At 47.0% G+C, this 26,020-nt stretch carries 19 protein-coding genes; 12 read left to right on the top strand and 7 right to left on the bottom strand.

The window, feature by feature from the left end:
* Positions 1-299 precede the first annotated feature (299 nt).
* The 6 genes from kdgT to eptB all read left to right on the top strand — a co-directional run bounded on the left by kdgT (position 300) and on the right by eptB (position 6,220).
* Positions 300-1,295: a 2-keto-3-deoxygluconate transporter gene (kdgT, locus tag HYN51_RS12605; protein WP_108900349.1), complete on the top strand. Its 996-nt coding sequence runs from the start codon at positions 300-302 to the stop codon at positions 1,293-1,295.
* A gap of 66 nt (positions 1,296-1,361) precedes the next feature.
* Positions 1,362-1,805: a nuclear transport factor 2 family protein gene (locus HYN51_RS12610; RefSeq protein ID WP_108900350.1), complete on the top strand. Its 444-nt coding sequence runs from the start codon at positions 1,362-1,364 to the stop codon at positions 1,803-1,805.
* Positions 1,806-1,946: 141 nt separating this feature from the next.
* Positions 1,947-2,783, top strand: coding sequence for a 5-dehydro-4-deoxy-D-glucuronate isomerase (gene kduI, locus HYN51_RS12615; protein ID WP_108900351.1), 837 nt, complete (start codon positions 1,947-1,949; stop codon positions 2,781-2,783).
* A gap of 83 nt (positions 2,784-2,866) precedes the next feature.
* On the top strand, positions 2,867-3,628 hold the full coding sequence (kduD, locus tag HYN51_RS12620; protein ID WP_108900352.1) for a 2-dehydro-3-deoxy-D-gluconate 5-dehydrogenase KduD: 762 nt from the start codon (positions 2,867-2,869) through the stop codon (positions 3,626-3,628).
* A gap of 134 nt (positions 3,629-3,762) precedes the next feature.
* Entirely contained in the window at positions 3,763-4,260 is a 498-nt protein-coding gene (locus HYN51_RS12625; RefSeq protein ID WP_108900353.1) for a DUF3828 domain-containing protein, read from the top strand.
* 304 nt (positions 4,261-4,564) lie between these two features.
* Complete coding sequence (eptB, locus tag HYN51_RS12630) at positions 4,565-6,220, top strand: kdo(2)-lipid A phosphoethanolamine 7''-transferase (protein ID WP_108900354.1); 1,656 nt, start codon at positions 4,565-4,567, stop codon at positions 6,218-6,220.
* Positions 6,221-6,389: 169 nt separating this feature from the next.
* On the opposite strand, the gene HYN51_RS12635 is transcribed toward eptB, so the two are convergent.
* From HYN51_RS12635 to HYN51_RS12645, 3 genes are all read right to left on the bottom strand, one after another.
* Positions 6,390-7,832, bottom strand: a complete 1,443-nt coding sequence (locus HYN51_RS12635) for a sugar porter family MFS transporter (protein ID WP_108900355.1) — start codon at positions 7,830-7,832, stop codon at positions 6,390-6,392.
* A 222-nt stretch (positions 7,833-8,054) separates the two neighbouring features.
* On the bottom strand, positions 8,055-8,942 hold the full coding sequence (locus HYN51_RS12640; protein WP_108902058.1) for an aldose 1-epimerase: 888 nt from the start codon (positions 8,940-8,942) through the stop codon (positions 8,055-8,057).
* A gap of 100 nt (positions 8,943-9,042) precedes the next feature.
* A complete protein-coding gene (locus HYN51_RS12645; RefSeq protein ID WP_108900356.1) occupies positions 9,043-12,372 on the bottom strand; it encodes a tetratricopeptide repeat protein in 3,330 nt (1,109 codons plus the stop codon).
* Positions 12,373-12,488: 116 nt separating this feature from the next.
* On the opposite strand from HYN51_RS12645, the gene HYN51_RS12650 reads away from it, so the two are divergent.
* Complete coding sequence (locus HYN51_RS12650; protein WP_108900357.1) at positions 12,489-13,697, top strand: ROK family protein; 1,209 nt, start codon at positions 12,489-12,491, stop codon at positions 13,695-13,697.
* Positions 13,698-14,005: 308 nt separating this feature from the next.
* On the opposite strand, the gene HYN51_RS12655 is transcribed toward HYN51_RS12650, so the two are convergent.
* The gene (locus tag HYN51_RS12655; protein ID WP_108900358.1) at positions 14,006-14,698 is read right to left on the bottom strand and encodes a helix-turn-helix transcriptional regulator; all 693 of its coding nucleotides are present in this window, start codon (positions 14,696-14,698) and stop codon (positions 14,006-14,008) included.
* 512 nt (positions 14,699-15,210) lie between these two features.
* Here HYN51_RS12655 and HYN51_RS12660 point away from each other — a divergent pair.
* From HYN51_RS12660 to HYN51_RS12680, 5 genes are all read left to right on the top strand, one after another.
* Positions 15,211-15,642 carry a DoxX family protein gene (locus HYN51_RS12660; RefSeq protein ID WP_108900359.1) on the top strand — a complete coding sequence of 144 codons (432 nt, stop codon included), beginning with the start codon at positions 15,211-15,213 and terminating at the stop codon, positions 15,640-15,642.
* Between the two features lie 203 nt (positions 15,643-15,845).
* A complete protein-coding gene (gene hlyD / locus HYN51_RS12665) occupies positions 15,846-16,832 on the top strand; it encodes a secretion protein HlyD (RefSeq protein WP_108900360.1) in 987 nt (328 codons plus the stop codon).
* An 8-nt stretch (positions 16,833-16,840) separates the two neighbouring features.
* Entirely contained in the window at positions 16,841-18,595 is a 1,755-nt protein-coding gene (locus tag HYN51_RS12670) for an ATP-binding cassette domain-containing protein (protein ID WP_108900361.1), read from the top strand.
* On the top strand, positions 18,570-19,742 hold the full coding sequence (locus HYN51_RS12675) for an ABC transporter permease (RefSeq protein ID WP_108900362.1): 1,173 nt from the start codon (positions 18,570-18,572) through the stop codon (positions 19,740-19,742). The genes HYN51_RS12670 and HYN51_RS12675 overlap by 26 nt, the downstream gene beginning before the upstream one ends.
* A gap of 6 nt (positions 19,743-19,748) precedes the next feature.
* Complete coding sequence (locus HYN51_RS12680) at positions 19,749-20,873, top strand: ABC transporter permease (RefSeq protein WP_407936350.1); 1,125 nt, start codon at positions 19,749-19,751, stop codon at positions 20,871-20,873.
* Between the two features lie 209 nt (positions 20,874-21,082).
* Here the strand turns inward: HYN51_RS12680 and ftsP are convergent, their stop codons facing one another.
* From ftsP to parC, 3 genes are all read right to left on the bottom strand, one after another.
* Entirely contained in the window at positions 21,083-22,495 is a 1,413-nt protein-coding gene (gene ftsP, locus HYN51_RS12685; protein ID WP_108902060.1) for a cell division protein FtsP, read from the bottom strand.
* 231 nt (positions 22,496-22,726) lie between these two features.
* On the bottom strand, positions 22,727-23,467 hold the full coding sequence (locus HYN51_RS12690; RefSeq protein WP_108900363.1) for a 1-acylglycerol-3-phosphate O-acyltransferase: 741 nt from the start codon (positions 23,465-23,467) through the stop codon (positions 22,727-22,729).
* Between the two features lie 266 nt (positions 23,468-23,733).
* A complete protein-coding gene (gene parC, locus HYN51_RS12695) occupies positions 23,734-26,010 on the bottom strand; it encodes a DNA topoisomerase IV subunit A (protein ID WP_108900364.1) in 2,277 nt (758 codons plus the stop codon).
* Positions 26,011-26,020: the final 10 nt, after the last annotated feature.

The following is a 26,020-nucleotide window of genomic DNA, read 5'->3' on the forward strand; positions in this document are numbered from 1 at the left end:
ATTTACGTTTACTTATTGAAACCAACAACGCCATAAGGAGCCAACTACTCTTAAAAAATCTATTAACGAATAGCAAAGATACATCAGGCCGGTATAAACCCTAACTAAAAAAGGGATATCTTCCTGATTTCATCTTAAAAGAGCAGTAGCAACTACTTAAATTAAAAATATCGAGCAACACAATAATTATCAATGTAATTATTGCGTGGCCACTGGATACTTTTTTGTTTTATTTAGCAACGATATCAATCACACGCTTATCGTTATTGAAAACAACTTACTGACTAGGTGGAAATAATATGAAAATTAAGCAGGCCATTGACAAAATCCCTGGCGGATTAATGCTAGTTCCTCTGTTTTTAGGTGCCATTTGCCATACTCTGTCTCCTGGCGCAGGTAAATATTTTGGTTCATTCACTAACGGTTTAATCACAGGTACGGTGCCAATTCTGGCCGTTTGGTTCTTCTGTATGGGGGCATCCATTCAGTTAAGCGCAACGGGTACGGTATTACGTAAGTCTGGTACGCTGGTTATTACTAAAATTGCCACGGCCTGGGTGGTTGCAGCCATTGCATCACAATTCATTCCTGAATACGGTGTTGAAGTTGGCTTCTTCGCGGGTATGTCTACACTGGCATTAGTGGCTGCAATGGACATGACTAACGGTGGCCTATACGCCTCTATCATGCAGCAATATGGTTCAAAAGAAGAAGCCGGTGCATTCGTACTCATGTCCGTTGAATCGGGTCCGCTCATGACCATGATTATTCTGGGTACTGCGGGCATTGCCTCATTCGAACCGCAAGTTTTCGTTGGTGCTGTTCTACCATTCCTGATTGGTTTTGCACTGGGTAACTTGGATCCTGAACTCCGTGAATTCTTCAGTAAAGCGGTGCATACCCTGATTCCATTCTTCGCCTTCGCATTAGGTAATACCATCAACCTAGGCGTTATTCTGGAAACCGGTCTGCTGGGCATCCTGCTAGGCGTAGGGGTCATTATCATCACCGGTATCCCGTTAATTATTGCCGACAAATTTATCGGTGGGGGTAACGGAACCGCTGGCGTCGCCGCCTCAAGTACAGCAGGTGCTGCGGTTGCTACACCGGTACTGATTGCAGAAATGCTGCCTCAGTTTAAGCCAGTTGCTCCGGCTGCAACTGCGCTGGTTGCGACTTCGGTTATTGTGACTTCAGTTCTGGTGCCAATCATTACCGCAATGTGGGCGAAACGCATGGGGAATAAGCCCGCGGTGCGAGAAACTGAAACCGCAGGCCTCGCTGAAAAAGCTTAAGGTCTACGCACTATCGACATTGTTTTGAACGCTGGGTTATGTCATCAAGGATACGGGATAATAAACATGAAAAAATTATTAGGTTCAGCACTGTTCTCATTGTTAATCAGTGGTACATGTTTTGCTCAAAGTGCGGATGTCACTGCGGTAAATAATGCCGTCGAAAACATGCGTCTGGCGATGTTAAGCGCCAAGAAAGCCGAGCTAGAAAAAATTGGCGCACCAAACCTCAGCTACGGTCACTCCAGTGGTCGCGTTGAGAATAACGCCGAATTTGTCGATGCGATTGTTAGCGGAAAATCCAGCTTCGTGACCCTGAATCTGAATGACCAAACGGTCAACGTAGAGGGTGACGTGGCTATTGCTCGACACATTTTTGAAGCCAAAACCAACGACAGCGGTAAGCCCGGTGAAGTGAAAATTGGTGTCATGCAAGTATGGCAAAAAGATAAGGTCGGCAACTGGAAACTGTTGGCCCGCCAAGCTTATAAACTTCCACAACCACAATAAGCATGACAGGTGCCGTCATGGTTTCAAATGGCGGCTACACTAACAGGTTTGATTCCTGATTAAAGACAATGGATTAGTCTACCGCGATGGCGGAGATGAGATAAATAATCCTTGTTATTCATTTGTTAAAGAGGTTCTGATATGCAAGTTCGTCAAAGTATTCATAGCGATCACGCTAAAAAACTGGATACCACTGAACTACGCCGCGAATTCCTGATTGAAAAAATCTTTGAAGCGGACCAATACACCATGACTTACAGCCATATCGACCGCATCATCGTCGGTGGCATCATGCCGGTCAGCAAGAGTGTCACTATCGGTACTGAAGTGGGTAAACAACTGGGGGTGAGTTACTTCCTTGAACGCCGTGAATTTGGTGCAATTAATATCGGTGGTGCGGGCGTCATCACCGTTGATGGCACTCGTTATCAGGTGGGCAATGAAGAAGCGATCTACATCGGTAAAGGCGCAAAAGAAGTGATTTTCAGCAGCGCTGATGCCGCGAAACCCGCCAAGTTCTACTATAACTGTGCACCAGCCCATATGGCTTATCCGACTAAGCTAATCACCCGTGCAGATGTTACCCCGATGACCGTCGGTAGCCCAGAAACCAGCAACCTGCGTACCATTAACAAATACCTGATTCCTGAAGTGGTAGATACTTGCCAGTTAAGCATGGGCTTAACCAAGCTGGCTGAAGGTAGCTTATGGAACACCATGCCAACGCATACTCATGAGCGCCGTATGGAAGCCTATTTCTACTTCAATATTGATGAAGAAAATGCCGTATTCCACATGATGGGCCAGCCGCAAGAAACTCGTCATATTCTGGTACATAACGAGCAAGCAGTCCTTTCACCAAGCTGGTCAATTCACTCCGGTGTGGGGACTAAAAACTATACCTTCATCTGGGGCATGATTGGTGAAAACCAAACCTACGATGATATGGACCATGTGAAGATCAAAGATATCCGCTAATTCATCTGTTATCGGTCGGTGATACCGACCGTTTTTATATCAAAATGGGCATCCCTGAGGTTGCCCACGAGGGAGATTTTGTCATGATTTTAGATTCTTTCAATTTGAAAGGTAAAGTAGCCATGATCACCGGTTGTGATACCGGTTTAGGTCAAGGTATGGCATTAGGGCTGGCACAAGCCGGCTGTGACATTGTTGGTGTAAATATCACCGAACCGACCGAAACTATCGAGAAAGTTAAGGCACTGGGCCGCCGTTTCTTAAGCCTGACCGCAGACCTAAGCAGTATTGAATGCATCCCTGTTCTGCTGGAAAAAGTACTGGCTGAGTACGGTAAAATCGACATTCTGGTTAACAATGCCGGTATTATCCGCCGTGAAGATGCCATCGATTTCACCGAAAAGAACTGGGATGATGTGATGAACCTCAACATCAAAACCGTCTTCTTTATGTCTCAGGCGGTGGCTCGTCAATTTATCAAGCAGGGCCACGGCGGTAAAATTATCAATATTGCATCCATGCTCTCTTATCAGGGCGGTATCCGCGTTCCTTCTTATACCGCGTCGAAAAGTGCGGTGATGGGGGTTACCCGCCTGCTGGCTAACGAGTGGGCCAAACACGGTATTAACGTTAACGCTATTGCGCCTGGCTATATGGCAACCAACAATACTCAGCAACTGCGTGCGGACGAAAGCCGCAGTGCAGAAATTCTGGATCGTATTCCCGCTGGCCGTTGGGGCTTACCAGACGATCTGATGGGCCCGGCAGTATTCCTCTCCTCTCCGGCTTCTGACTATATTAATGGCTACACCATTGCCGTTGATGGCGGTTGGTTAGCTCGCTAAGTTCCACCTCCTCTCTGTAGGATTTTGGGGTGCGCCTGCACCCCTTTTTTATTGCCCCCCCCTTTTCTCCTACCGTTTTGTCCCCTAAAATCCCCTATCGTTTCCATTCAATCAGACACGACGCTGACATTGCTATGCTGAAAAAAATGTTCTTATTGGTATTGCTACTGGCAACACCGGCTTTATGGCAAAACGTACTGGCTACAGAACGGGCGGTTGAAAAACAGGCGACGCCACAACAACAAGTTATCGAGTTTTATCACTGGTATATGACCCATATCGAACGCCTGCCATCAGCAGATCCAGAAGATAAAAAAACCTTCGAGAAATACATCAGTCAGGAAACCCTTGACCTGTTGAATAAAATTAATAGCAGTGAAAATCCATTAGATGCCGATTATTATCTCAGCGCTCAGGATTATGGCGACAACTGGGGCTCAGAGATCTCGCTATTGCGTGAGTCAATTGACGATACTCACGCCGAAGTGGACATTCACTTAGGTAAGACCGATGAGTTTGAGCAGACTTTGTATATCTCCCTGCGGTTGGAGCATGGCGTATGGAAGATCTATCGCGTACAGGACAAAGTAACTGACAATGATCTCTCGACTTGGGTTGAGCCAAAGCAATAACCTTGGTTATTGGTTAGTTTTAGTACCAACGTTTGTCTTGCTATAATGCGATACTTTCGGGTACCAAAATCAGGATGATTTGAGAAATCGCCCTTTTAACTAACGTAATCACCACGTTACCCTTATCAATTTAACAGATTGAATTATTTATATAAATTCAATTTTTTTACTAAAAATTTGCTCATTCTTTCGTTTTAAATGTGTTGTTATTGGTAATAATAAACATTAATTGTACTCATTTTTGTATACACTACCCGACCATCACAGAACTAAACCGAATGAGCCAACCCGACACATCAATTTTATGAACAAACTCAAAGCGTTATCACAACAAAAAATATCTTTAATATTAGCTATTTATATCGGAGTCTTTCTTAATCTTTCGGTGTTTTACCGTCGCTTCGGCCACAGTTTAAGTTTTACTAAAATTATCGAAGCCGCTACCGAAATTCTGGTTATTGTTCTTTTTACTTTTTTCCTTATGCGTCTGCTATCGCTGGGAGGAAAACTGTTTTATCGCGTAACGGCCTCGTTGTTTGTGTTGATATCCGTTGCAGCCAGCTACTACATGATCTTTTTCAACGTGGTTATTGGTTATGGCGTGGTGATATCCGTACTCACTACCGATATGGATATGAACAAAGAGTCCATCGGCTGGCATTTGATTGTGTGGATGGTGTTGGTGAGCGCCCTGCCGTTGTTACTGATCTGGAAGAGCGGCCTACACAATACCCTGCTAGCGCAGCTCAAAACGCCAGGACAGCGTAAAAAACCGTTAGCCATCCTGCTAATAGCCGCTTTGCTGGTCTGGATACCGCTTCATCTACTAGGGTCTGAGCAAAAGAGTGAAGAAATACAATTAAATACCGACATGCCAAGCTATGGCGGTGTCGTGGCGCACTCCTATCTTCCTTCTAACTGGCTGGCCGCGCTCGGTCTGCTTGCCTATACCAACGTTGAAGGCAGCCGAAACTCGCAGGATCTATTCGATCCGGCGAAACAATTTACCTATGTTCCTCCATCCGATATCGACAGCACCTATGTGGTGTTTATCATTGGAGAAACTACCCGCTGGGATCATATGGGCATGCTGGGCTATTACCGCCAAACTACGCCTAAAATGGAGAAAGAAGATAATCTCCTGATGTTCAAAGGCAAGTCTTGCGATACCGCCACCAAACTCTCTCTACTCTGCATGTTTGTGCGTGAGGGTGGGACCAAAGATAATGCCCAGCGCACATTACAAGAAAAAAATGTCTTCTCCGTCATGAAGTCATTAGGTTTCACTTCTGAACTTTTCGCCATGCAAAGTGAACTGTGGTTTTATAACGATACCAATGTTAATGACTACCAGTTCCGTGAAACCATTGCCTCAGAGAAGCGTAACGATGGCAAACCTGTCGATGATATGTTGTTGATCAACGAACTACAGAAGTCACTACAGCGTTACCCAAATGGTAAACATTTAGTGATTCTGCATACGAAAGGCTCTCACTATCTCTATTCTCAACGTTACCCGGCCAGTTTTGCCCGTTATACGCCAGAGTGTATGGGCATTGACCGTTCATGCACCAAAGCACAGTTGATAAACTCGTTTGATAACAGCGTGCTGTATATTGATACCTTTATCACCAATGTCATTGAGCAAATGCGGGATAAGAACGCGCTGGTGTTCTATGCTGCCGATCACGGTGAATCTATCAGTAATAATGCACACTTCCATGCAACACCGCGAGAGATGGCGCCACCTGAACAATTCCGAGTGCCGATTATGGTTTGGGCTTCCGACAGTTTTTTAAAGCAGCCGGAACATCATGACGCCTTTGAAAGGCTAAAAACCAAACATCAGGCCGGTGTGACACTGAATCACACGGAGATCTTTGACTCTATTCTCGGTTGTTTAGGCTATAACTCACCGAATGGTGGAATTAAGCAGGCGAATAACTGGTGTGGTAAATAACATTCTGTCTATTTGAGTTTCAAAACGGTAACTCCGGCCGTAAGTACAATGAGTGCATATAGACATTGTGCTCGGCCGGAAGACCATCTTACTTAGCGTCAGCGTACGTTGGGCTTAGCCCAACGGGGCCAGCGCAAGCACTGTTCAAGCAGGCTTGCGCCCAACAAAACTACTTAGCCTCAACCACCTTCGCGGTACTACTGCGGGTACTCAGCCCACCACCACTCAATACATCTTCCAAGGCCTCTAGCGTTACGCCTTTAGTCTCTGGTACCCGAGCCCGGATAAACACAAACCCAGCCATACAGATAACGCCGTACAGCAGGAAGCTGCCTGAAGCACCCAGACTGGCATTCAGCAATGGGAAGGTATAAGTGAGTAAGAAACAGGCTATCCATAATGAAAAGGTTCCTACCGCCATTGCCATACCGCGAATGCGGTTAGGGAAAATCTCTGACAGTAACACCCAAGTCACTGGAGCCAGCGTCAACGCATAAATCGCGATGGCAGCCAGCACCAACAACAGAACAGGTAGCCCCAGAACACCAAAAGCATAAGCACCAGCAATCAGTACATAGATAATGGTTAGCCCCAGTGAACCTATCAGCATCAGTTTACGACGTCCCAATTTGTCAACCAGTGGCAGCGCTAAAATGGTAAAGATCAGATTAATCAACCCGGTTGCCACGATAGATTTTAACGTATCGTTAATATCAAATCCGGCAGAAGCGAAAATCTCCTGAGCGTAATTAAAGATAACGTTGATACCACACCATTGTTGGAACATGGCCAGCACGATACCAATAATGATAATCGGACGAACTTTAGGATTGAGTAATTCACTCACTGGTACTTTCTGCGAATCACTTCCCAATGTCCGACGTATGTCATCTAATGTGGTTTCAGCATAATGCTGGCTACCAATGCGCTGCAGTACGCCTCTGGCTTTCTCAATTTTGCCGGCTTTTGCCAGCCAGCGCGGCGATTCAGGAACAAAGAACATCAGTACCAGAAAGGCTAACGCAGGTACCAGCTCCGCGCCAAACATCCAGCGCCAGCCACTTTGACCATTCCAGCTTTGTAGCAAATCAGCCGCCGTCGAAGCAGACGCTACCGGCTCAGCAATCATCAGATTAACCAATTGAGCAGCCAGCACGCCAATAACAATGGTGAGTTGGTTCACCGCCACAAACTTCCCGCGTTTATCCGCCGGACTTACCTCTGCGATGTACATCGGACTTAATGCGGAAGCCAGACCAATCCCAACCCCACCCACAATACGATAAAACACAAACCCATCAAAACTGCCCGCAATGGCTGTTCCCCATGCTGAAATGGAAAACAGTATTGCTGCCAGAATCAGAGGTCGTTTACGTCCTAAACGATCGGCACACCAGCCAGAAATCAGCGCACCAAAAACACAGCCTACCAGTGCCGAACTCATGGCCCAGCCAGACTGGGCCGGATCGGTGATAGAAAAGTAAGCTTCATAGAACGGTTTCGCGCCGCCGATGACGACCCAATCATAACCAAATAGCAAACCGCCACAGGCTGCGACCAAACACATCATCCATATATATCCCATATTCAACTGATTTGTTGCGCTTGCCATATTCTTCCTCTCATTATTGGAAATCGGACAGCAGCTAGGGGAAACTAATAAAACTTCAAAACGCTATTAGTACCGCAATAAATATCACCTACGATTGCTGTCGATAAAAATATTTAAAATCAGTGCACTACCAGCTAGTTCACAACACTATTTTCATAAATTTAAAATGCCCGTGTTGATCGGTAAATCGTTGTTCCATCTGATGATCGGATTCCTGTTGAGTTACACCTCCGGCTGGCTAATTAAGCGCATGGTTTGATACAACGTTTCGCCAGGGGCCAGTCGCTTAAGCCCTCCACCCTGTTCTTGGTTATGGGCATTTGCGGCATGGCTCATCGGTTCAACGCAGAAGTAATCAAACTGATAACCCTCATCAAATGACGGATCGGACACAAAGATGAAATAGCAAGGTGTCGCAGGCTCGGTTGTCATAGTTAGTGACCAACGATGCTCCGGCCAATGGATCTGTGCGCGACCATCCCATTGGGAAAAACCATTATTTAACCAATGGCGTGGAAGTCGTGCCGGTTGGTTAAAATCAAGTTCTGCGGGCAGTGTGGCTTGATGTTCACCCGCCAACCACTGAGCCTCTTCCAGCCAGTAGCCGTCGGCTTTCGCTTGCAGCGTGGTTTGTTCGGTTAATGGGAAATAGGGATGCCAGCCCAATCCAAAAGGCAGTGCATACTCCCCCTGATTAGTGACGCTCAGGCTCACCACCAGCGAAGATGCCTGCAGTTCAAAACTCTGGCGAGCGGTATAACAATAAAGTTCTGATCGATGCTGGTACTCGAGCACCAGCCGATCATCGCGCTGTTCCAGACACTGCCACGGATTTAGCCAACCATCACCGTGCAGATAATGCGGATCCCACTCGGTATTCGGCTTCAGAGAATAGGTTTCACCTTCAAAGGAGAAGCGATTACCCTTCACCCGATTGCCAAACGGCACCAAAGGAAAACAGCTGGAATGTCCGGCACTCCCCGTTGCAGCCCCCGGCCGCAATAAGGGGACCTGACGCCGCTCGTGACAGCCATACAGCGCCTCAATCGTTCCTCCCATAGAAGAGACTTTCACTATCAGCGCTTCATTTGCCAATGTAAAAAGCGTCATATCCATTACCTTCCTTGCCGTTGTTTATTGCTGATTACCGCGATGTCTGGTGGAGCAATCGGTCTGCCCTCCCCGATTGCCCTCAGGCTTATTCGCAGGGCTATGTCCTGATTAGCTGGCTTTCCCCTGGATGAACGCTCTGCGGTGAGCAACCGGTAAACTTCCCTAGCATTCCAGACAGCGCCTTGAATTGATGGGCTCGGCTATGTGCCGGGTTTAACGACAGCAAACGTTCAATGTGTCGCTCAAAGGCCGGTAGATCTGCCTGCCCGAGATGAGCTAACGCTTGAATGAACAGGCAGTTCTCCTGATGTTGTTGCTGCAGATCGCTATCCAGTGCCAACAGATCCGGCTGTGAAACCGCAAAGAAGTCACGACCAACGGTTTGCTTTGCCATCTCATCAGCCCAGTCCGCCATGCTGATAAACAGGGTTGAAGCGCTCTGATTGTCACCAAGACAGTTCAGCGCAACCCCCTGATAGAACAGATAGTCAACCGGTTGATCGTTGTAGTAGCGATGAACATTAATCACTCTGTCGCCAGCACTGGCTTTGATAAAGCAGTCATGGGCCAACGAGGTTTGCCCCTGTTGTTGGGCACAGACCCCCAGCCAGAACCAGATATCGTTGTCCGTCTGTCCAGAGAGTCTCCCCTCACTGAGGTTTTCCGGATAGTGCAGTGCCTGATGTAGCAGTTCTACAGCCTGTGCTGGCTGTTGCTGTTCCAAGTGTTGGCAAGCACGCAGCAGTTGATTAGAAATATACTGTCCGGTAACTTTGCCCTCACCGCCTTCCCACGGATGGAACTTCCGCTGTTGAAGGATCTCTGCGGCCTGCTGCCATTTTCCGAGTTGGTTATACAAACCCAGTATTTCTGCCGTCAGATCGTCTCGCTGCCGTGCAACGGTAAAATGCTGCTCTAACCGGCTGAGGCGTATTTGCGGATCGATAGCCCGTAGCTTGTCCAGCAGATCGCGTTCAAACAGCAGTCGCGCATCCTGAGGGGCTAGGCTGAATGCCCGCTCCAGATACGCTTCCGCCTGCTTTGCATCCCGCTGTTTATTCCATGCATAGATACCTAATCCGCGCCATGCATCAGCGAAATCAGGTTGCATAGCCGTACATTCGCGCCATAGTTCAACGGCACGCTGATAGTTACGTTTACTGTAGTGGAAACAAGCCAGAAGATGGCGGGCGAAATAGCATTCCGTCAGGCTTTCCAGCATGTCTACTTCATCCAGCGTGTTAGGGAAGCGTACATAAGCCGGGAAAGCAGCACGCGCATCCGCCAATAGCGATGCGCGCTCAGTGACAGGTAGCAAACTGGCATGAAGATAAAGAGGCAGAGTTTCCTGATTGTTGAGTCGTAACAGTACTTCCTGAGCCAACTCGCGCTGGCCGCAAGAAAGCATCAATCCTGCCGTCAGTAGTGAGTTTATTCCACGACCGCCTGAAACTTGCCGCCACTGTTCCAGATGGGCCTCATCCCTATATTGCCGCCAAAGAAGATAATGTAAGGTTGGGTTTAACGGATATTCAGCACACCAGCGCGTCAGCCATTGTTGGCTCTCCTGCTGGCGTCCCGCCAGTTGCAACACCAGACCTTTCAGGCAAATCACCGTCTGATTAGCCGCATTGCTTAATAAACTTTGATGACAGAAAGAGAGTGCCTGCTGATAGTCAGCATCACACGTTGCCAGACGGGCCAATCCGAGGTAGCCACCGGATTTACCATTACCACTCCAAGTGGCACGATAGTAATCCTCTCTGGCCTGTTCAAGTTCTCCCTGACGTTCATACGCATTCGCCCTAACCAGACTGGCTAGCCCGCATACCGGGTTCTTATTCAGTTTATGGGCGCGCTTTAATGCCTGCGTGGCATACTCAATGGTCTGAGAATAGTTCGCTCGATTGTATTCCAGCGTGGCTAGGGCCAGATTGTTGCGGTAATCCAATGGATCCAGCTCAACACCGCGCAGGTAATAGTCAAAAGGTGAACGGCTGGCGTGGTTATACTGTTCCAGATGTTGACCAATAAACCAGGTTTCATCAGTGCTGGTGATTTCTGCCGCCGGAAGTGGCGTGTTAGCGACCTCCGGCAATGGTGTTTCCTGCGGCTGATGTTCGGTATAACTCAGTATGACTTTATCCTGCGCATCAAACAGCGTGATGGTTAAACGACCGTCTGGATTCGTTGGTAAGGTATCCCGCTGCACTTCTCCCGGCTTCAGTGCAATGGTCGTATTGAATAGTGGTGACGCATGCTTGTCGCTGGTAATCACTAGACGGTAGTGGGTCAGTGGCGCAACCGCATGCACGCCCCATACCACTTCACCGTTCCCCCGCTCCAGCTTCAACAGGGCATCACAAGATGCATTCTGGATAGTTCCTAGCGAGTTGTAAGGCAGAAAATTCTGCACAAACTGCTTCTCTTCCCAAGCATCTAACCAAGTGAAATCTGGCTGATTATCGGTAAATACTCCGGTCATCAATTCGATATAAGGGCCGTTCTCATCCGTCAGGTTACGATCCCACGCCTGACCAAACTCACTATATCCCCAGGTCCACTGTTTTTTACCCGGTGAATAGTGATGATCCGCCACATGCAGTAAGCCACCATCTTCATCATGGCAATAAGCGCCGACAAAGTCGTAGTCTGACTTTTCAGCCATGTAAGAGGTTGGAACCGGTACATTCTTATAGCGAGAGATATCAACACCCGCGGAGTAATCCACTTTATAGTAGGTGCCAGTGGCAATAGGGAAAGACGAGACGGCGCGCTTACCGTGATCGAATACTGCCGTCACATCCGGAGGGAAAACGCTCTGGTGACCATCGCCTCCTTTCACTGCCGGATTGGCCCACCATAAGAAATGACGGGGAGTCGGGTTGCCGTTGTACACTTTCGATACAATTTCCAGCAATGCACGGTCGGGATGAAGAGTAAAACCGGTCATCACCTGCAAGCCACGCATGGGTTCCATCTCGCCCATCCAGACGGTTTTTGAACCGTCTTCCTGCTCCTGAATAAAGTAGTCCACTGGCATAAACGTCGTTGGACGGTGGTGTTGAGGCCAGTTGAACTCGATTCCGCCAGAGATCCACGGCCCCAGTAGCCCCACCAGTGCGGGTTTGATCACCTCATTGTGATAGACAAAATCCCGCTGTTTAATTTTATCCCAAGCTTTATGTACTCTCCCGCCTAACTCAGGGAGCAACATCACTTTCAGGTAGTCATTCTCTAGCCATAGAGCACGATAAGACTTCATCACCTTTTCATCGCTGAGTACATCGGTTACACCATAGGGATAAACCGCCCCAGACGATCCCTGATAAACACGATGTTCCAGAAACATAGGATGAATGTCCTGAGATCCCGCTTCATAAGTCGGAATATCTACCGTTTCCTGCCAAACTTTTACCAGACTCATAACGCCCCTCAAATTTAACCAGTAACACTGAAAAATAAGTTGAGGCCAGTCTAATAGACAAAATTGCGCGGATTATGCACAATGATCACGCATTATAGTTAACGGAGTTAAGTGATATGCCCGCTTGCGGACTCAACAATCAGCGCATACGCCATCACAACAAAAGCGTACTGTTGGAAATTCTGTACCGAGAGAAGATCGCCAGTAAATCCACGCTAGCAAAGCAATCGCAGCTCTCTATTCCTGCCGTCAGTAAAATCCTGTCGGAGCTTGAACAAGAAAATAAAGTATCGCATCAACAAGAGAGTCTGCACGCTCGGGGAAATAGCGGCGGCAGCTATCGTATTACGCCAGAACCGGGTTTTATTCTGTGCCTTAATGTGACTCCCTATATGATTGAAAGCGTTCTTGTCGATGGTTGGATTACCCCTCAATCCTCCCTGAAATCCACCAGTATCAAGGCCACAACACCTGAAGCACTATTGACAGAAATTGAACGTCTGTATCGGCAGTATTATCAACTCAATCGCCCTCAGCCATTGCGGCTGGCACTATCAATTCATGGTCAAGTTAATCCCGTTACTGGCGTCTCGCAAAATATGCCCCAAGCACCATGGAATGATCCTATCGAGATAAAATATCTGCTGGAAGAACGGCTAAATACAGAGCTGCTCATCGATAATGACTGCATCATGCTGGCTCTGGCAGAGAAGTGGCAAAACCCTCACAACGTTCAGGATTTCTGCGTGATTAATGTGGATTACGGTATTGGCTCGTCATTCGTCATTCACCATCAAATCTATCGAGGGAGTCTCTATGGCAGTGGGCAGATAGGGCACACCATTATCGATCCTGATGGCAGCCTGTGTGATTGCGGTCGCTATGGCTGCCTAGAGACTATTGCCTCTCTTTCTGCCTTAAAAAAAATAGCGCGTAAGATGCGTAAAGTTCATCCCCGACATGGTCAGGAGCAGAGCTTGTCAGCAACCCCCTCCACCGAATGGTTGATTGCCCATTACCATCAAGGAGATGAGGAAGTACGCAGCATGGTCAATAGAGCGGCCCGCGCAATTGGCCTTAGCTTGTATAATTTTTTAAATATATTAAATATCAATCAAATATATCTATACGGGCGTAGCTGTGGGTTCGATAAAGAGTGGCTACAACTGATTCAAGAGCAAACGGGTTTTAACCCATTTGACCAAACGGATACGGTATTTATCAATGCCACTAATATTACTTTCGGTCAGCTATCTCGTCAGCAGCAGGTGATGGGAATTGCTTACTTATATGTAGAACAAGCGTTAAAGGAGATGAACGAGTAGAGCCTAAGAGCGTATTTTCTACGTTGCTGAAAGATGCCGTTTTTTATCTATTTTTACTGTTATAAGAAAGGAGTCGTTCATAAAAGAATCTCTTACTGATTTTTCATTTTCAGTTTTAGGATAATCAATCGGCGGTTAAAAACACAGTACACTGACAATGACTACGCTGGAGATTAAATATATTATTAAAAATCATGATGATAAAAAAACCGCGTCTCACAACTCATTTCCTAGACCAAAATCACTTGCTGAAGCGTTCATATTTCAAACAACTTTTTTGATATCGACAACATCAGCCTTTCAGCTAACTAATTAAGTAAATTTAATTCAATCGCTTTCTTTATTGCATGTCTGGCATTTGAGACATTCAGCTTATTTACGATATTCTTCATATGAAATTTTATTGTTCTTTCACGAATACCTAAAATGATAGCTGATTCTATATAGGTCTTCCCCATACTAACCCACTGCAATATCTCTAGCTCCCTCGATGATAATATTGAACCCTCGTTCTCAATAAGTAGGTTATTATTAATCACATTATTCACTTTATCATGCGTTTTAATTAGTAGAAATTGTATATCTGCCAGATTATTTTGAATTTTATCGTGAAAATACTCATCTCTGTTTATATTGCAAAAACTGAGTAAAACCAAGTTATTACTGGCATCACGAAGCGTAAAGGTAAAACCATCAAAAATATTGTAGCGTGAGGGAAAAGTTTCCATACCATTACTCGCCGTGCTTTTACTCGGTTCCAGAATGTCACTCCATGCAAAAGGAAGTATTGACTGTTTTGCATAAACGACTATCGGATCAAAAAGATAAAGCTCCGCAGCGATATAGCAAGACAACCACTCCTCCGGGTAGTTCGAAAGAATGATGGGTGCAGTTTGTGCGTACTTAGGGATGAGGAAATAGCAATAGTGACTAATACCATATGACTGTAACTGTTTTTCTAATAGCAGCTTAATACTTTTATCATTTCTAAAAGGCCCCATAATCTATTTCTACCTCTAATTCTGACGCCGAATATATACATTGATAACACCATATCCACATAGCATAGCCCCATCTGGTAATAAGATATACTGTCATTATTACCAATAATTCACTCTGCTAAATAAATATAAACCCTCCCACGCCGGCGTATATTCAATAACGACTTATAGCGCACCTTGGAATAACTTCTTGAATATTTTGGGCTTCGCCTCTAACACAGAATTTATAATAGAATAATTAATGAGATAATATAAAAAAATCGATCTTAAAAACTAACAATTAAGATATAAATAATTTTTTATGTTGCAATATATTGAAATTACAACACCACCTATTTCTTCAAGCAAAATAAATGTACTAACCTATGGATAACTCAAACAATTCAACTATACTTCATCCCATTGGGGCTGGGCTTTCATCCATTCTCTTGCCATATTTCGAGATATAAATCTAGAAATTCCACAATTGACAAATATATATTATTTAATAATAGCAGAACAGGACGTAAACTATGCTTGCAAAACTGAATCAATCATTTACTCGCCTGACAGATCATCAGGACGGCGGAAAGCTTCTTTTAAGAGTCGTATTTTCCGTACTCATGATATTTCACGGCGTAGCTAAAATAGAACATGGCGTTGGTTGGATTGGTGATATGTTAGTAAATCAAGGATTACCTTACTTCATTGCTTACGGCGTTTTTATTGGTGAAATTGTTGCCCCGATACTGATTATTTTGGGTATTTTCACTCGCCCTGCGGCATTAATTGTGGCGTTTACTCTGTTAGTAGCCACCTTGATGGTAGGCACCGGAAAAATATATACACTGACCAAAGTTGGTGCTTGGGGCCTAGAAACCGAATCGCTCTATTTCTTTGCTGCCATCATCACCATGTTACTGGGTAGCGGTCGATATTCTGTTGTAGGCCCTGATTACCGTTAATTTCCCCAACATTCTTGGCCCGGATAGATCACCTTTATCCGGGCTATCTTGACTATTCCGTTCACCTTTTGCCATCGCTATTCTGCTAATTCGCACAAGGAATTAGCTCAAATATACATTCATAGCCATTACCTGTTTATGCTAACGTTAATGACATTACCCTACGGTTAATCGAACCCAAATCGAGACGGAAGCTGCATCTTATGGCCAAGACAAAACGCCTTCTGATTGTTGTTGTCATCCTCTGTACCATTGCCGCCTTTTACTCGTGGAATAGCTATAACCACAGTAGAAACGCATCGCTATCCCTTTATGGTAACGTTGACATCAGAACGGTAAATCTAAATTTTCGCGTTGGTGGGCGTCTGGCTTCATTAACCGTTGATGAAGGCGACCGCGTAAAACCTGGGCAAATTCTGGGTCGATTGGATGATGTCCCCTACATCAATGCGCTACAGCAAGCCAAAGCGAATGTTGAATCACTGAAAGCGCGTCTGGCATTGGTACAAGAAGGCTATCGCACAGAAGAGATAGCGCAGGTCAAAGCGGCACTAACGCAGAATCAGGCCGCTTATCAATATGCCGAAAGCTTCTATCAACGCCAGTTGGGCCTGTGGAAAACACGATCGGTTTCCGCCAATACCCTTGATGATGCCCGCAATGCAAGGGATCAAGCCAAAGCCTCCTTACAATCAGCGAAAGATAAATTAGCGCAGTTTGAAACTGGCAGCCGCCCGCAAGAAATAGCAGAGGCTAAAGCGAATCTGTCACAGGCTGAAGCGGCTTTAGCTCAGGCTGAATTGAATCTATCAGATACCACCTTACTGTCCCCTTCCGAAGGCACCATTCTTACCCGTGCTCTTGAACCAGGCAGCATGCTGAGTGCCAGTAATACGGTATTTAGCCTGTCATTAACCAATCCGGTATGGGTAAGAGCCTATGTGAGTGAAGTCAATCTGGCTAAAGCGATGCCCGGTACTGAGCTTGAAATCTATACCGATGCACGCCCCGATAAGCCTTACCACGGCACGATTGGTTTTGTTTCCCCTAATGCGGAATTTACGCCAAAAAGTGTCGAAACCCCTGAACTTCGTACCGATCTGGTCTATCGCCTGAGGGTTATCGTTTCCGATCCGGATGATAATTTACGTCAGGGTATGCCAGTTACCCTCGCTTTTCCGGTTCGCTAAGGTGCACCATGAGTGATACTGACTCAGTAAACGTCCACCATATCGTTCTGGATAACGTTGAGAAAAGCTTTAAAGGACTCGCTAAACCTGCCGTCGCCAGACTGACAACGCAAATTGACAGCGGTGCGGTGATGGGGTTAGTCGGGCCAGACGGTGCCGGTAAAACCACATTAATTCGTATGTTGGCGGGTTTGCTTAAACCTGATTCCGGTACCATTCGGGTTGTGGGTCTGGATCCGATCAAAAATGATGGCGAACTGCACGCAGTGTTAGGTTATATGCCGCAAAAATTTGGCCTATATGAAGATCTGTCGGTAATCGAAAACCTGAATCTGTATGCGGATCTCCGCGGTGTCATTGGCGAAGAACGTAAAATCATCTTTGAAAAACTGCTAACCTTCACCGACCTATCCCGCTTTACCGATCGGCTGGCCGGTAAACTCTCCGGCGGTATGAAACAAAAACTGGGTTTAGCCTGTACGCTGATAGGTCAGCCAAAAGTCTTACTGCTGGATGAACCCGGTGTCGGCGTTGACCCTATATCCCGCCGGGAACTGTGGAAGATGGTGCATGAACTGGCGGATGAAGGCATGCTGATTCTGTGGAGTACCTCCTATCTGGATGAAGCAGAGCAATGCCGTCAGGTACTGTTAATGAATGAAGGTGAACTCATTTTTAACGGCCCGCCAAAGAAACTGACCCAACGTATGGCGGGCCGAAGCGTTCTGATTACCGCCATGCAGGGAACCAATCGCAAAATGTTGCAAAAGGCGCTGGCTCTGCCGCAGGTTAGCGATGGCGTTATCCAAGGGAAATCCGTCCGCCTGATTCTGCGTGAAGGAGAGGATCACAGCAAATTACCTGAATGGCTTGGTCAGCCTGAAGCCTACATAGAAGAAGCCGAACCTCGATTTGAAGATGCTTTTATTGATTTATTAGGGGGAAACCCGACCAGTGAATCTGCTCTGGGACAAATTATGCCAAGTGTTGAGGGCAACCCTCACGATGTGGTGATCGAAGCTATTTCACTAACTAAAAAGTTTGGCAGCTTTGCCGCAACGGATAACGTGAGCTTTCAGGTAAAACGAGGTGAAATTTTTGGCCTGTTGGGGCCTAACGGGGCTGGCAAATCTACCACCTTTAAGATGATGTGCGGTTTGCTAGTACCCACCAGCGGAAAAGCGCTGGTATTGGATATGGACTTGAAAACCAGTTCCGGTAAAGCACGCCAGAGGCTGGGGTATATGGCGCAAAAATTCTCTCTGTATGGCAACCTGACGGTGGAGCAGAATCTGAAATTCTTTTCCGGTGCCTATGGCCTGTATGGAGAGAAACAGAAAAATAAGATGGCCGATATGATCAAGGCCTTTAACTTCACCCCAATCCTTAAGCAAGAGCCAAATGCTTTACCCTTAGGATTTAAACAGCGTCTGGCCCTCTCCTGCGCTCTGATGCATGAACCGGACATTCTATTTCTCGATGAACCTACTTCCGGCGTCGATCCCGTTACCCGTCGGGAGTTTTGGCTGCACATTAACAGCATGGTGGAAAAAGGGGTTACGGTGATGGTCACCACCCACTTTATGGACGAAACAGAATATTGCGACCGTATTGGCTTGGTCTATCGGGGGAAAATCATTGCCGCTGGCTCACCTGACGATCTTAAGCAGCAGATTGCGACCGCAGAGAACCCTAATCCAACCATGGAGCAGGCATTTATTGATTTAGTATTGGGTTATGACAAGGAGGTTGAAAGTGGGTGATTCACCAGTCAAAAAGCCAAATACCTTCTTCTCCCTGCGTCGCCTGTTTGCCCTGTGCCGTAAAGAGAGCTACCAAATCCTGCGGGATCCCAGCAGCGGGCTGATCGCCTTTGTGATCCCACTGATGCTGCTGTTTATTTTTGGTTATGGTATCAATCTGGATTCCAGCAAATTAAAGATCGGGATTTTGATGGAACAACAAACGCCAGAAGCTCGCCATCTGGTCGATGCTTTTATTGGTTCCGCCTATATCGCACCCACTATCAGTACCGATCGCCGCACATTAATTCATAAGCTACAGGCGGGTGAAATTCGTGGCTTAGTGGTAATTCCTTCTGACTTTTCACAACACCTGCTGCGACCGGAAGATACCACTCCCATTCAGGTGATAACCGATGGCAGTGAACCTAATACCGCCAACTTTGCTCAGGGGTATGCTGAAGGTATCTGGCAAATCTGGCAGCGAAATCAGGCTATCGATCGAGGAGAGACGCCTCAGGGGTTAATCGATGTTCAGCTACGCTACTGGTTTAACCCTTCAGCCATTAGCCGCAATTTTATTATTCCCGGCGCTATCACCATTATTATGACGGTGATTGGCGCGATTCTCACCTCGTTGGTCATCGCCCGTGAATGGGAACGCGGTACCATGGAAGCACTACTTTCCACTCAGGTTACCCGGGGAGAGTTACTGCTATCCAAGCTAATTCCTTATTACTTCCTCGGTATGATTGCTATGGCACTGTGCGTGGTGGTGGCGGTACTGGTCATGGACGTGCCCTATCGGGGGTCATTACCGATCCTGTTTGGAATGAGCAGCCTGTTCCTTGCCAGCACGTTGGGTATGGGGCTACTAATATCGACCTTAACCCGCAACCAGTTTAACGCCGCGATGGTGGCGCTGAATGCCGCTTTTTTACCGGCGGTGATGCTATCCGGCTTCATATTTGAAATTGACAGCATGCCAGAGGTAGTACGAGCGGTAACCTATATCATTCCCGCCCGTTACTTTGTCAGCACCTTACAAACCCTGTTTCTGGCTGGAAATATTGGCCCCATTCTGTTTATTAATCTGCTGTTCCTGATTGCATCTGCGGTTTTCTTTATTGGGTTAACGGCACTGAAAACCAAACGGCGTCTGGACTAATCAATGATGCAAGATACTCTCATCATACTTCACCGCATGTTGTCACTGATCGCCAAAGAGCTACAGTCGCTGCTGCGCGATCCGCAAACCAGAGCCATTCTGGTACTGCCGGTATTGATGCAGGTGATTCTGTTTCCGTTTGCTGCTACGTTAGAAGTGACCAACGCCAGCATTGCTATCTACAGTGAGGATAACGGTAAATCTTCCATTGAGCTAACCCAGCGGATTGCCAAGGCCAAAGCCTTCAGTAATGTCATTCTGCTGCGCGGTTCGCAAGAAATAGAACCGACCATTAATCAGCAAAAAGCATTGTTGCTGGTACGCTTCCCGGCAGATTTTTCCCGCCGTATCGAATCGGGCCAAAATACACCGCTGCAAATTATTCTCGATGGCCGCCGCTCTAACAGCGCACAAATTGCTGCCAACTATATTCAACAGATTATTAAGCAATACCAATTAGAAATCAGTGCTGGAGTACCTAAACAGAACAATAGCCAATTAGTGATGCGAAACTGGTATAACCCAAACTTGGATTACAAATGGTTTGTAGTGCCATCGTTGATCGCCATGATTGTTACCATCGGCGTACTGATTGTGACCTCACTCTCCGTAGCCCGCGAGCGGGAACAGGGAACTCTGGAACAATTGTTAGTTTCTCCACTTACCACTTGGCAAATATTTATTGGTAAGGCCGTTCCAGCAATGATTGTGGCGATGTTTCAGGCCTCTATTGTGCTGATCATCGGGATCTTTTTCTATCAGATCCCCTTCGCCGGATCGCTAATGCTGTTTTACAGCACCATGCTGATTTACACCCTGTCACTGGTAGGTTTTGGCCTGCTGATCTCTTCGCTGTGCGCTACGCAACAACAAGCATTTATTGGCATGTTTGTATTTATGATGCCGGCCATTCTGCTATCCGGCTATGTAACACCGGTAGAGAATATGCCGGTGTGGCTACAAAACCTCACTTGGATTAACCCAATCCGCCACTTCACCGATATCACTAAGCAGATTTACCTGAAAGACGCCGATTTCTCGATTATTTGGGGAAGCCTGTGGCCGCTGTTGGTCATTACTGTTACCACGGGGAGCATGGCTTATTGGATGTTCAGGAGAAAGATTAGCTAACAGGTATTTGTAGAAGAGAGGTTTTTAACAAAGTTAATCATCGGGAGAGGCCGCCGCTGGGGTCGACTTGGCGCAAGCCAACGAAGTACCCCTAGGCGGACTAGGCCGATGCACTCCGTAGCTGAGTTATGGCCCAACCGACCGAGCACTACGCCAATATAAGCACCATGCCATTACGGCCGGAATATTCATCGAAGCTAATATCGATATTACTCTTCAACCAGCAACTGCCCGATATTCCCGCGATCCGCCAGTTCCAGATTCTGGCTATAGTACATAAACGGGAAATGCGGCGACGATGGTTGGTTAAACTTCACCAACAATTCAACTTTGCCTTCAACCCAAACGGTATCTTTCCAGCCACTGTCTTCCAGCGAAGGATTCGCGCCATTAACTGAGCTGACAAAAAACGAAGCACCCTGAACATGGAATGCCTGAGGTTTAGCGGTGCTGACAGTCCAGCGCTCCCAGGTGCCTAGCTTCACTTTAGTATCAATACGCAGTGGATCCCAAATAGCACCATTGATACCCGGAACATCACTGCCCAACACGAATTCGCGAGAACGGGCGATGCTACCGTCTAATACATCCACCGACTTCAGACTAGCTGGGAGCTTATCCGTTACCAGCGCCATTAGCCCCGTTGGTTTAATGGTCAACACCAGTGATGAATTCAGAATGCTCGATGGTTCAAAGAAGCTACGGAGTCGATCGACAATACTGGCAGAAAGCCCGGCAGAAATGGATACTTCGTCCCCTTTTGACATATCAATCAACACTTCTCGACGCTCACCCGGAGCCAAATTCAGTTGAGAAACAGCAACCGGAGCCGTCAACAGGCCGGTATCATTTGCAATCAGATGAAATGGCCGATTATCACTTAATGTCAGGGTATAGCGTCGGGAATTTGAGGCATTCAACAAACGTAATCTGACCCAGCCGCGGCCGACCTCAACATAAGGTCCACTAACGCCGTTGGTGAGTAAAGTATCACCCAAAAAACCCAACTCACTGGCACCACTATTGGAATATTCCGACTGACCAAAAGAACTAAAGCGCTTATCCTGCAGAATAACGGGAAAATCATTAACCCCATACTGATTAGGAATCGCCAAACCGCGACTAATATCATCTTCAATAATCCACATACCGGCTAGACCGTTGTAAATATCAGAAGCAATCTTATTTGGCGTAATCGCGTGATACCAGCAGGTTGCAGCCTGCTGACGAACAGGAATAATCGGGGCCCAATCCACACCCGGTGACATCATACGCGCTGCATTTCCCATTAAAGTACCAGGAACCTGAAGCCCGCTCACCGTTACAGCGGCCGGATCGCTTAAGCGATTACTGTAGACCATCTTAACGTCATCACCATTGCGAACCCGAACCGTGGGTCCTAAATAGCGGCCATTAAACCCTAAGGTACTCACTCGGGCACCGGAGATAAATTCCCAATGGGCACGTTGAAGAGAAAGATAAAGCGGCTGACCCTTGCGGGTTTCCAGCAGAGGAGGGACAGGCAATGCCACCTGAGGTGCTGCGGCAAACGCCGGAGAAACCATACTCGCACCCAACGTGGCACCCGTCGCCTGCAACAAGCGGCGGCGGCTAATTGGTATCATTTTGTTGTTAATCTTAGCAACCATTCAAACAACCTTCGTGTATAACAGCTAAAGGGACCAATCCCGATCCGCTTTGTATTGTCAGCGTCAAAAAATATCACGCTAATGTATTGGTATCACGTTATGCAAAACAAAATGGCAGGATCGTCGATTTGCACTGGCGATAAACGCCAGCACCCACATTACAATCACTGCCGTACAAATTACCAATAAGGGTAATAAACGTTATTAATGTTGACGGTCGGCTGCTTCACGTTCAGCAACTTCCTGATCCAGCAGAGCCAACTTTGCCGTCATGACGTCATGACAGTGTTGTGCCAGTTCGCGCACCTGATCTTTATCATAGCTGCTGGTATCAATAGGAGACATCATCTCTACAATCGCATGACCATTATTCCAACGGTTCAGCTTTATCTTACCACTAGTACTGGAAACGCAAATCGGCACAACCGGTACACCCGCAGCAATAGCCGCATGAAAAGCACCCGTTTTGAACGGCATTAAACCGCGCCCTCTGCTGCGTGTACCTTCCGGGAACATCCACACCGAGATATCACGTTTTTTCATCTGCTCAATAATTTGGTAAATGGTACCGCGAGATTTTGTTTTATTATTGCGATCAATCAAAATATTGCCAGTCAGCCAATAGAAGGGGCCAAAGAAAGGAACCCACAGCAGACTTTTTTTACCCACCGTCACCGTTCTTGGCTGTACGGCAGCAGCCGCCGTTACCATATCGTAATTATTCTGATGGTTGGCAATATAAATACAATTTCCGTCAGCTTTAACCTCTGGATTAACGCGCGTTTCCACCGTTAAGCCAAATACCGGTGCCAGACGACCAAACAGTCGACCGAAAGTATAGGAATGGCGAGGGTTGCGCGGGCTAAAAAGACAATATAACGAGCCAACCAGACAAACCAGAATGCAAAATGGAATAACAATCAAAGCACGCAGAATAACTAACATATAAACCTCATTCATTTATAGCCGATAAGTATACCGACTTATAAAGAAAACGCACTGATTCCAATAATAAGTCAAATGAGGGAATCGATTTTATTTCAATCACTCATAATGCAAAAAATCCTCCCTTTTGCTGAATCAGTATCTCACTATTCAGAGGAAACCCCGTTTAATCGCATCATCAGTGGGAAAACAGTGATTGCAGAAACGAAACAGGCTGCTCTGTAAACAGAGCAGCCTGAGTTTTCATCCATATTTCCGCAGCCAAATCACTCGGTGACCGGTGCCTCTTCAACTGGTGAAGGAGGGGTTTCAACATCAATATCATCGATACGTTGCAACCCTCGAGGTAACAGCGTTCCTTTACGTCCCCTTTCAGCGCGGAATTTCTGCAAATCTTCCGGCCGCAGTAGCAGCTTACGTTTACCTACGTGTAGCGTCACGGATGATTTCGCCGTCAGGATAAATAAATAAGCAATCCGATCTTCACCTGCGGCAGCCTGTGCCGAAGGAATAGAAATAATCTTATTACCTTTACCTTTCGACAACTGTGGCAAATCACCGACGGGGAACAGCAGCATTCTGCCAGCGGTAGTAATGGTTAACAGCAGATCGTCTTCACTGTTGACTTCCAGCGGCATTAGCACTTTGGCATTATCCGGCAGAGTAATCATCGTTTTACCGTTACGGTTACGAGCCACCAGATCTTCAAAGGTACAGATAAAACCATACCCAGCATCCGATGCCATCAGTAACTTCTGGTCGTCAGCGTGCATTAACACCTGCTCAACCGTTGCGCCCGGCGGCGGAGCGAGTTTGCCGGTCAACGGCTCACCTTGTCCACGCGCAGACGGTAACGTCAACGGATCCAGTGCATAGCTGCGTCCGGTTGAGTCAATAAACACCACTGGCTGATTACTCTTACCGCGAGCAGCGGCTTTGAAGCTGTCGCCAGCGCGATAGCTCAGCCCCGATGGCTCAATATCATGACCCTTGGCACTACGCACCCATCCCATATCAGAAAGAACAATGGTCACCGGCTCTGAAGGAACAATATCATGTTCGCTCATTGCTTTAGCTTCAGTACGTATCACCAGCGGTGAACGACGATCGTCACCGTAGGTTTGTGCATCCGCTAGAATCTCTTTCTTAATCAGCGAGCTCAGCTTACGATCGGAGCTCAACAGACCTTGTAGGTATTCGCGCTCTTTTTCCAGCTCGGCTTGCTCACCGCGAATATTCATCTCTTCCAGTTTGGCAAGATGACGCAGTTTCAATTCCAGAATCGCTTCGGCCTGAGTATCACTGATGTTAAAACGCTGCATCAATGCCGGCTTTGGCTCATCTTCGGTACGAATAATCTCGATCACTTCATCAATATTCAGGAAGGCCGCCAGTAACCCCTCCAAAATATGCAGGCGTTTCAGTACGCGCTCCAAACGGTGATTCAAACGACGAACCACCGTATTACGGCGGAAAATCAACCACTCCGACAGGATCTCAACCAGATTTTTCACCGCAGGGCGACCATCTAGACCCAGCATATTCAGGTTAACGCGGTAACTTTTTTCCAGATCGGTGGTGGCAAACAGATGATTCATCACCTGTTCCAGATCGATACGGTTAGAACGAGGGACTAACACTAGGCGAGTTGGATTCTCGTGATCTGACTCATCGCGCAGATCCTCCACCATCGGCAGCTTTTTCGCCCTCATCTGGCTGGCGATCTGTTCCATCACCTTAGCGCCAGAAGTTTGATGCGGAAGCGCAGTAATGACGATATCGCCATCCTCTCGCTTCCACACGGCTCGCATACGAATCGAACCTTTACCGCTCTGATAGATTTTTCTGATTTCATCCTGTGAGGTGATGATTTCAGCTTCTGTTGGATAGTCTGGCCCCTGAATTTCGGTCATCAGATTATCTAGCGTGGCGTTGGGGTTATCCAACAGCATCACTGCGGCATTAGCCACTTCACGCACGTTATGCGGAGGGATATCCGTTGCCATACCAACCGCAATACCGGTAGTCCCATTCAACAGAATGTTCGGCAAACGGGCAGGCAGCATTTTAGGCTCCTGCATCGTGCCGTCAAAATTTGGTACGTAGTCTACGGTTCCCTGACCCAGTTCACCCAACAGCAGTTCGGCATATTTAGACAGGCGAGATTCGGTATAACGCATGGCGGCGAACGACTTAGGATCGTCCGGTGCCCCCCAGTTTCCCTGACCGTCTACCAACGGGTAGCGATAGGAGAATGGCTGCGCCATCAATACCATCGCTTCATAACAGGCGCTGTCGCCGTGAGGATGATATTTACCCAGCACGTCACCCACGGTACGTGCCGATTTCTTAAACTTAGCCGCGGCATTCAGCCCCAGCTCAGACATTGCATAAACGATACGACGTTGTACTGGCTTCAACCCATCGCCAATAAAGGGCAATGCGCGATCCATAATGACGTACATTGAGTAGTTAAGGTACGCATTCTCAGTAAACTGGTGGAGCGGTTGGCGTTCCACACCGTCGTGAGTTATATCACTCATAGAATTACTC

The sequence above is a fragment of the Limnobaculum parvum genome, assembly GCF_003096015.2.
GTDB classification, from domain to species: domain Bacteria; phylum Pseudomonadota; class Gammaproteobacteria; order Enterobacterales; family Enterobacteriaceae; genus Limnobaculum; species Limnobaculum parvum.

What these genes read in the sequence shown, in the direction of transcription:
- kdgT (WP_108900349.1), top strand. Translation starts at nt 300, where the DNA reads ATGAAAATTAAGCAGGCCATTGACAAAATCCCTGGCGGATTAATGCTA.
- HYN51_RS12610 (WP_108900350.1), top strand. Translation starts at nt 1,362, where the DNA reads ATGAAAAAATTATTAGGTTCAGCACTGTTCTCATTGTTAATCAGTGGT.
- kduI (WP_108900351.1), top strand. Translation starts at nt 1,947, where the DNA reads ATGCAAGTTCGTCAAAGTATTCATAGCGATCACGCTAAAAAACTGGAT.
- kduD (WP_108900352.1), top strand. Translation starts at nt 2,867, where the DNA reads ATGATTTTAGATTCTTTCAATTTGAAAGGTAAAGTAGCCATGATCACC.
- HYN51_RS12625 (WP_108900353.1), top strand. Translation starts at nt 3,763, where the DNA reads ATGCTGAAAAAAATGTTCTTATTGGTATTGCTACTGGCAACACCGGCT.
- eptB (WP_108900354.1), top strand. Translation starts at nt 4,565, where the DNA reads ATGAACAAACTCAAAGCGTTATCACAACAAAAAATATCTTTAATATTA.
- HYN51_RS12635 (WP_108900355.1), bottom strand. Translation starts at nt 7,832, where the DNA reads ATGGCAAGCGCAACAAATCAGTTGAATATGGGATATATATGGATGATG.
- HYN51_RS12640 (WP_108902058.1), bottom strand. Translation starts at nt 8,942, where the DNA reads ATGACGCTTTTTACATTGGCAAATGAAGCGCTGATAGTGAAAGTCTCT.
- HYN51_RS12645 (WP_108900356.1), bottom strand. Translation starts at nt 12,372, where the DNA reads ATGAGTCTGGTAAAAGTTTGGCAGGAAACGGTAGATATTCCGACTTAT.
- HYN51_RS12650 (WP_108900357.1), top strand. Translation starts at nt 12,489, where the DNA reads ATGCCCGCTTGCGGACTCAACAATCAGCGCATACGCCATCACAACAAA.
- HYN51_RS12655 (WP_108900358.1), bottom strand. Translation starts at nt 14,698, where the DNA reads ATGGGGCCTTTTAGAAATGATAAAAGTATTAAGCTGCTATTAGAAAAA.
- HYN51_RS12660 (WP_108900359.1), top strand. Translation starts at nt 15,211, where the DNA reads ATGCTTGCAAAACTGAATCAATCATTTACTCGCCTGACAGATCATCAG.
- hlyD (WP_108900360.1), top strand. Translation starts at nt 15,846, where the DNA reads ATGGCCAAGACAAAACGCCTTCTGATTGTTGTTGTCATCCTCTGTACC.
- HYN51_RS12670 (WP_108900361.1), top strand. Translation starts at nt 16,841, where the DNA reads ATGAGTGATACTGACTCAGTAAACGTCCACCATATCGTTCTGGATAAC.
- HYN51_RS12675 (WP_108900362.1), top strand. Translation starts at nt 18,570, where the DNA reads ATGACAAGGAGGTTGAAAGTGGGTGATTCACCAGTCAAAAAGCCAAAT.
- HYN51_RS12680 (WP_407936350.1), top strand. Translation starts at nt 19,749, where the DNA reads ATGCAAGATACTCTCATCATACTTCACCGCATGTTGTCACTGATCGCC.
- HYN51_RS12690 (WP_108900363.1), bottom strand. Translation starts at nt 23,467, where the DNA reads ATGTTAGTTATTCTGCGTGCTTTGATTGTTATTCCATTTTGCATTCTG.
- parC (WP_108900364.1), bottom strand. Translation starts at nt 26,010, where the DNA reads ATGAGTGATATAACTCACGACGGTGTGGAACGCCAACCGCTCCACCAG.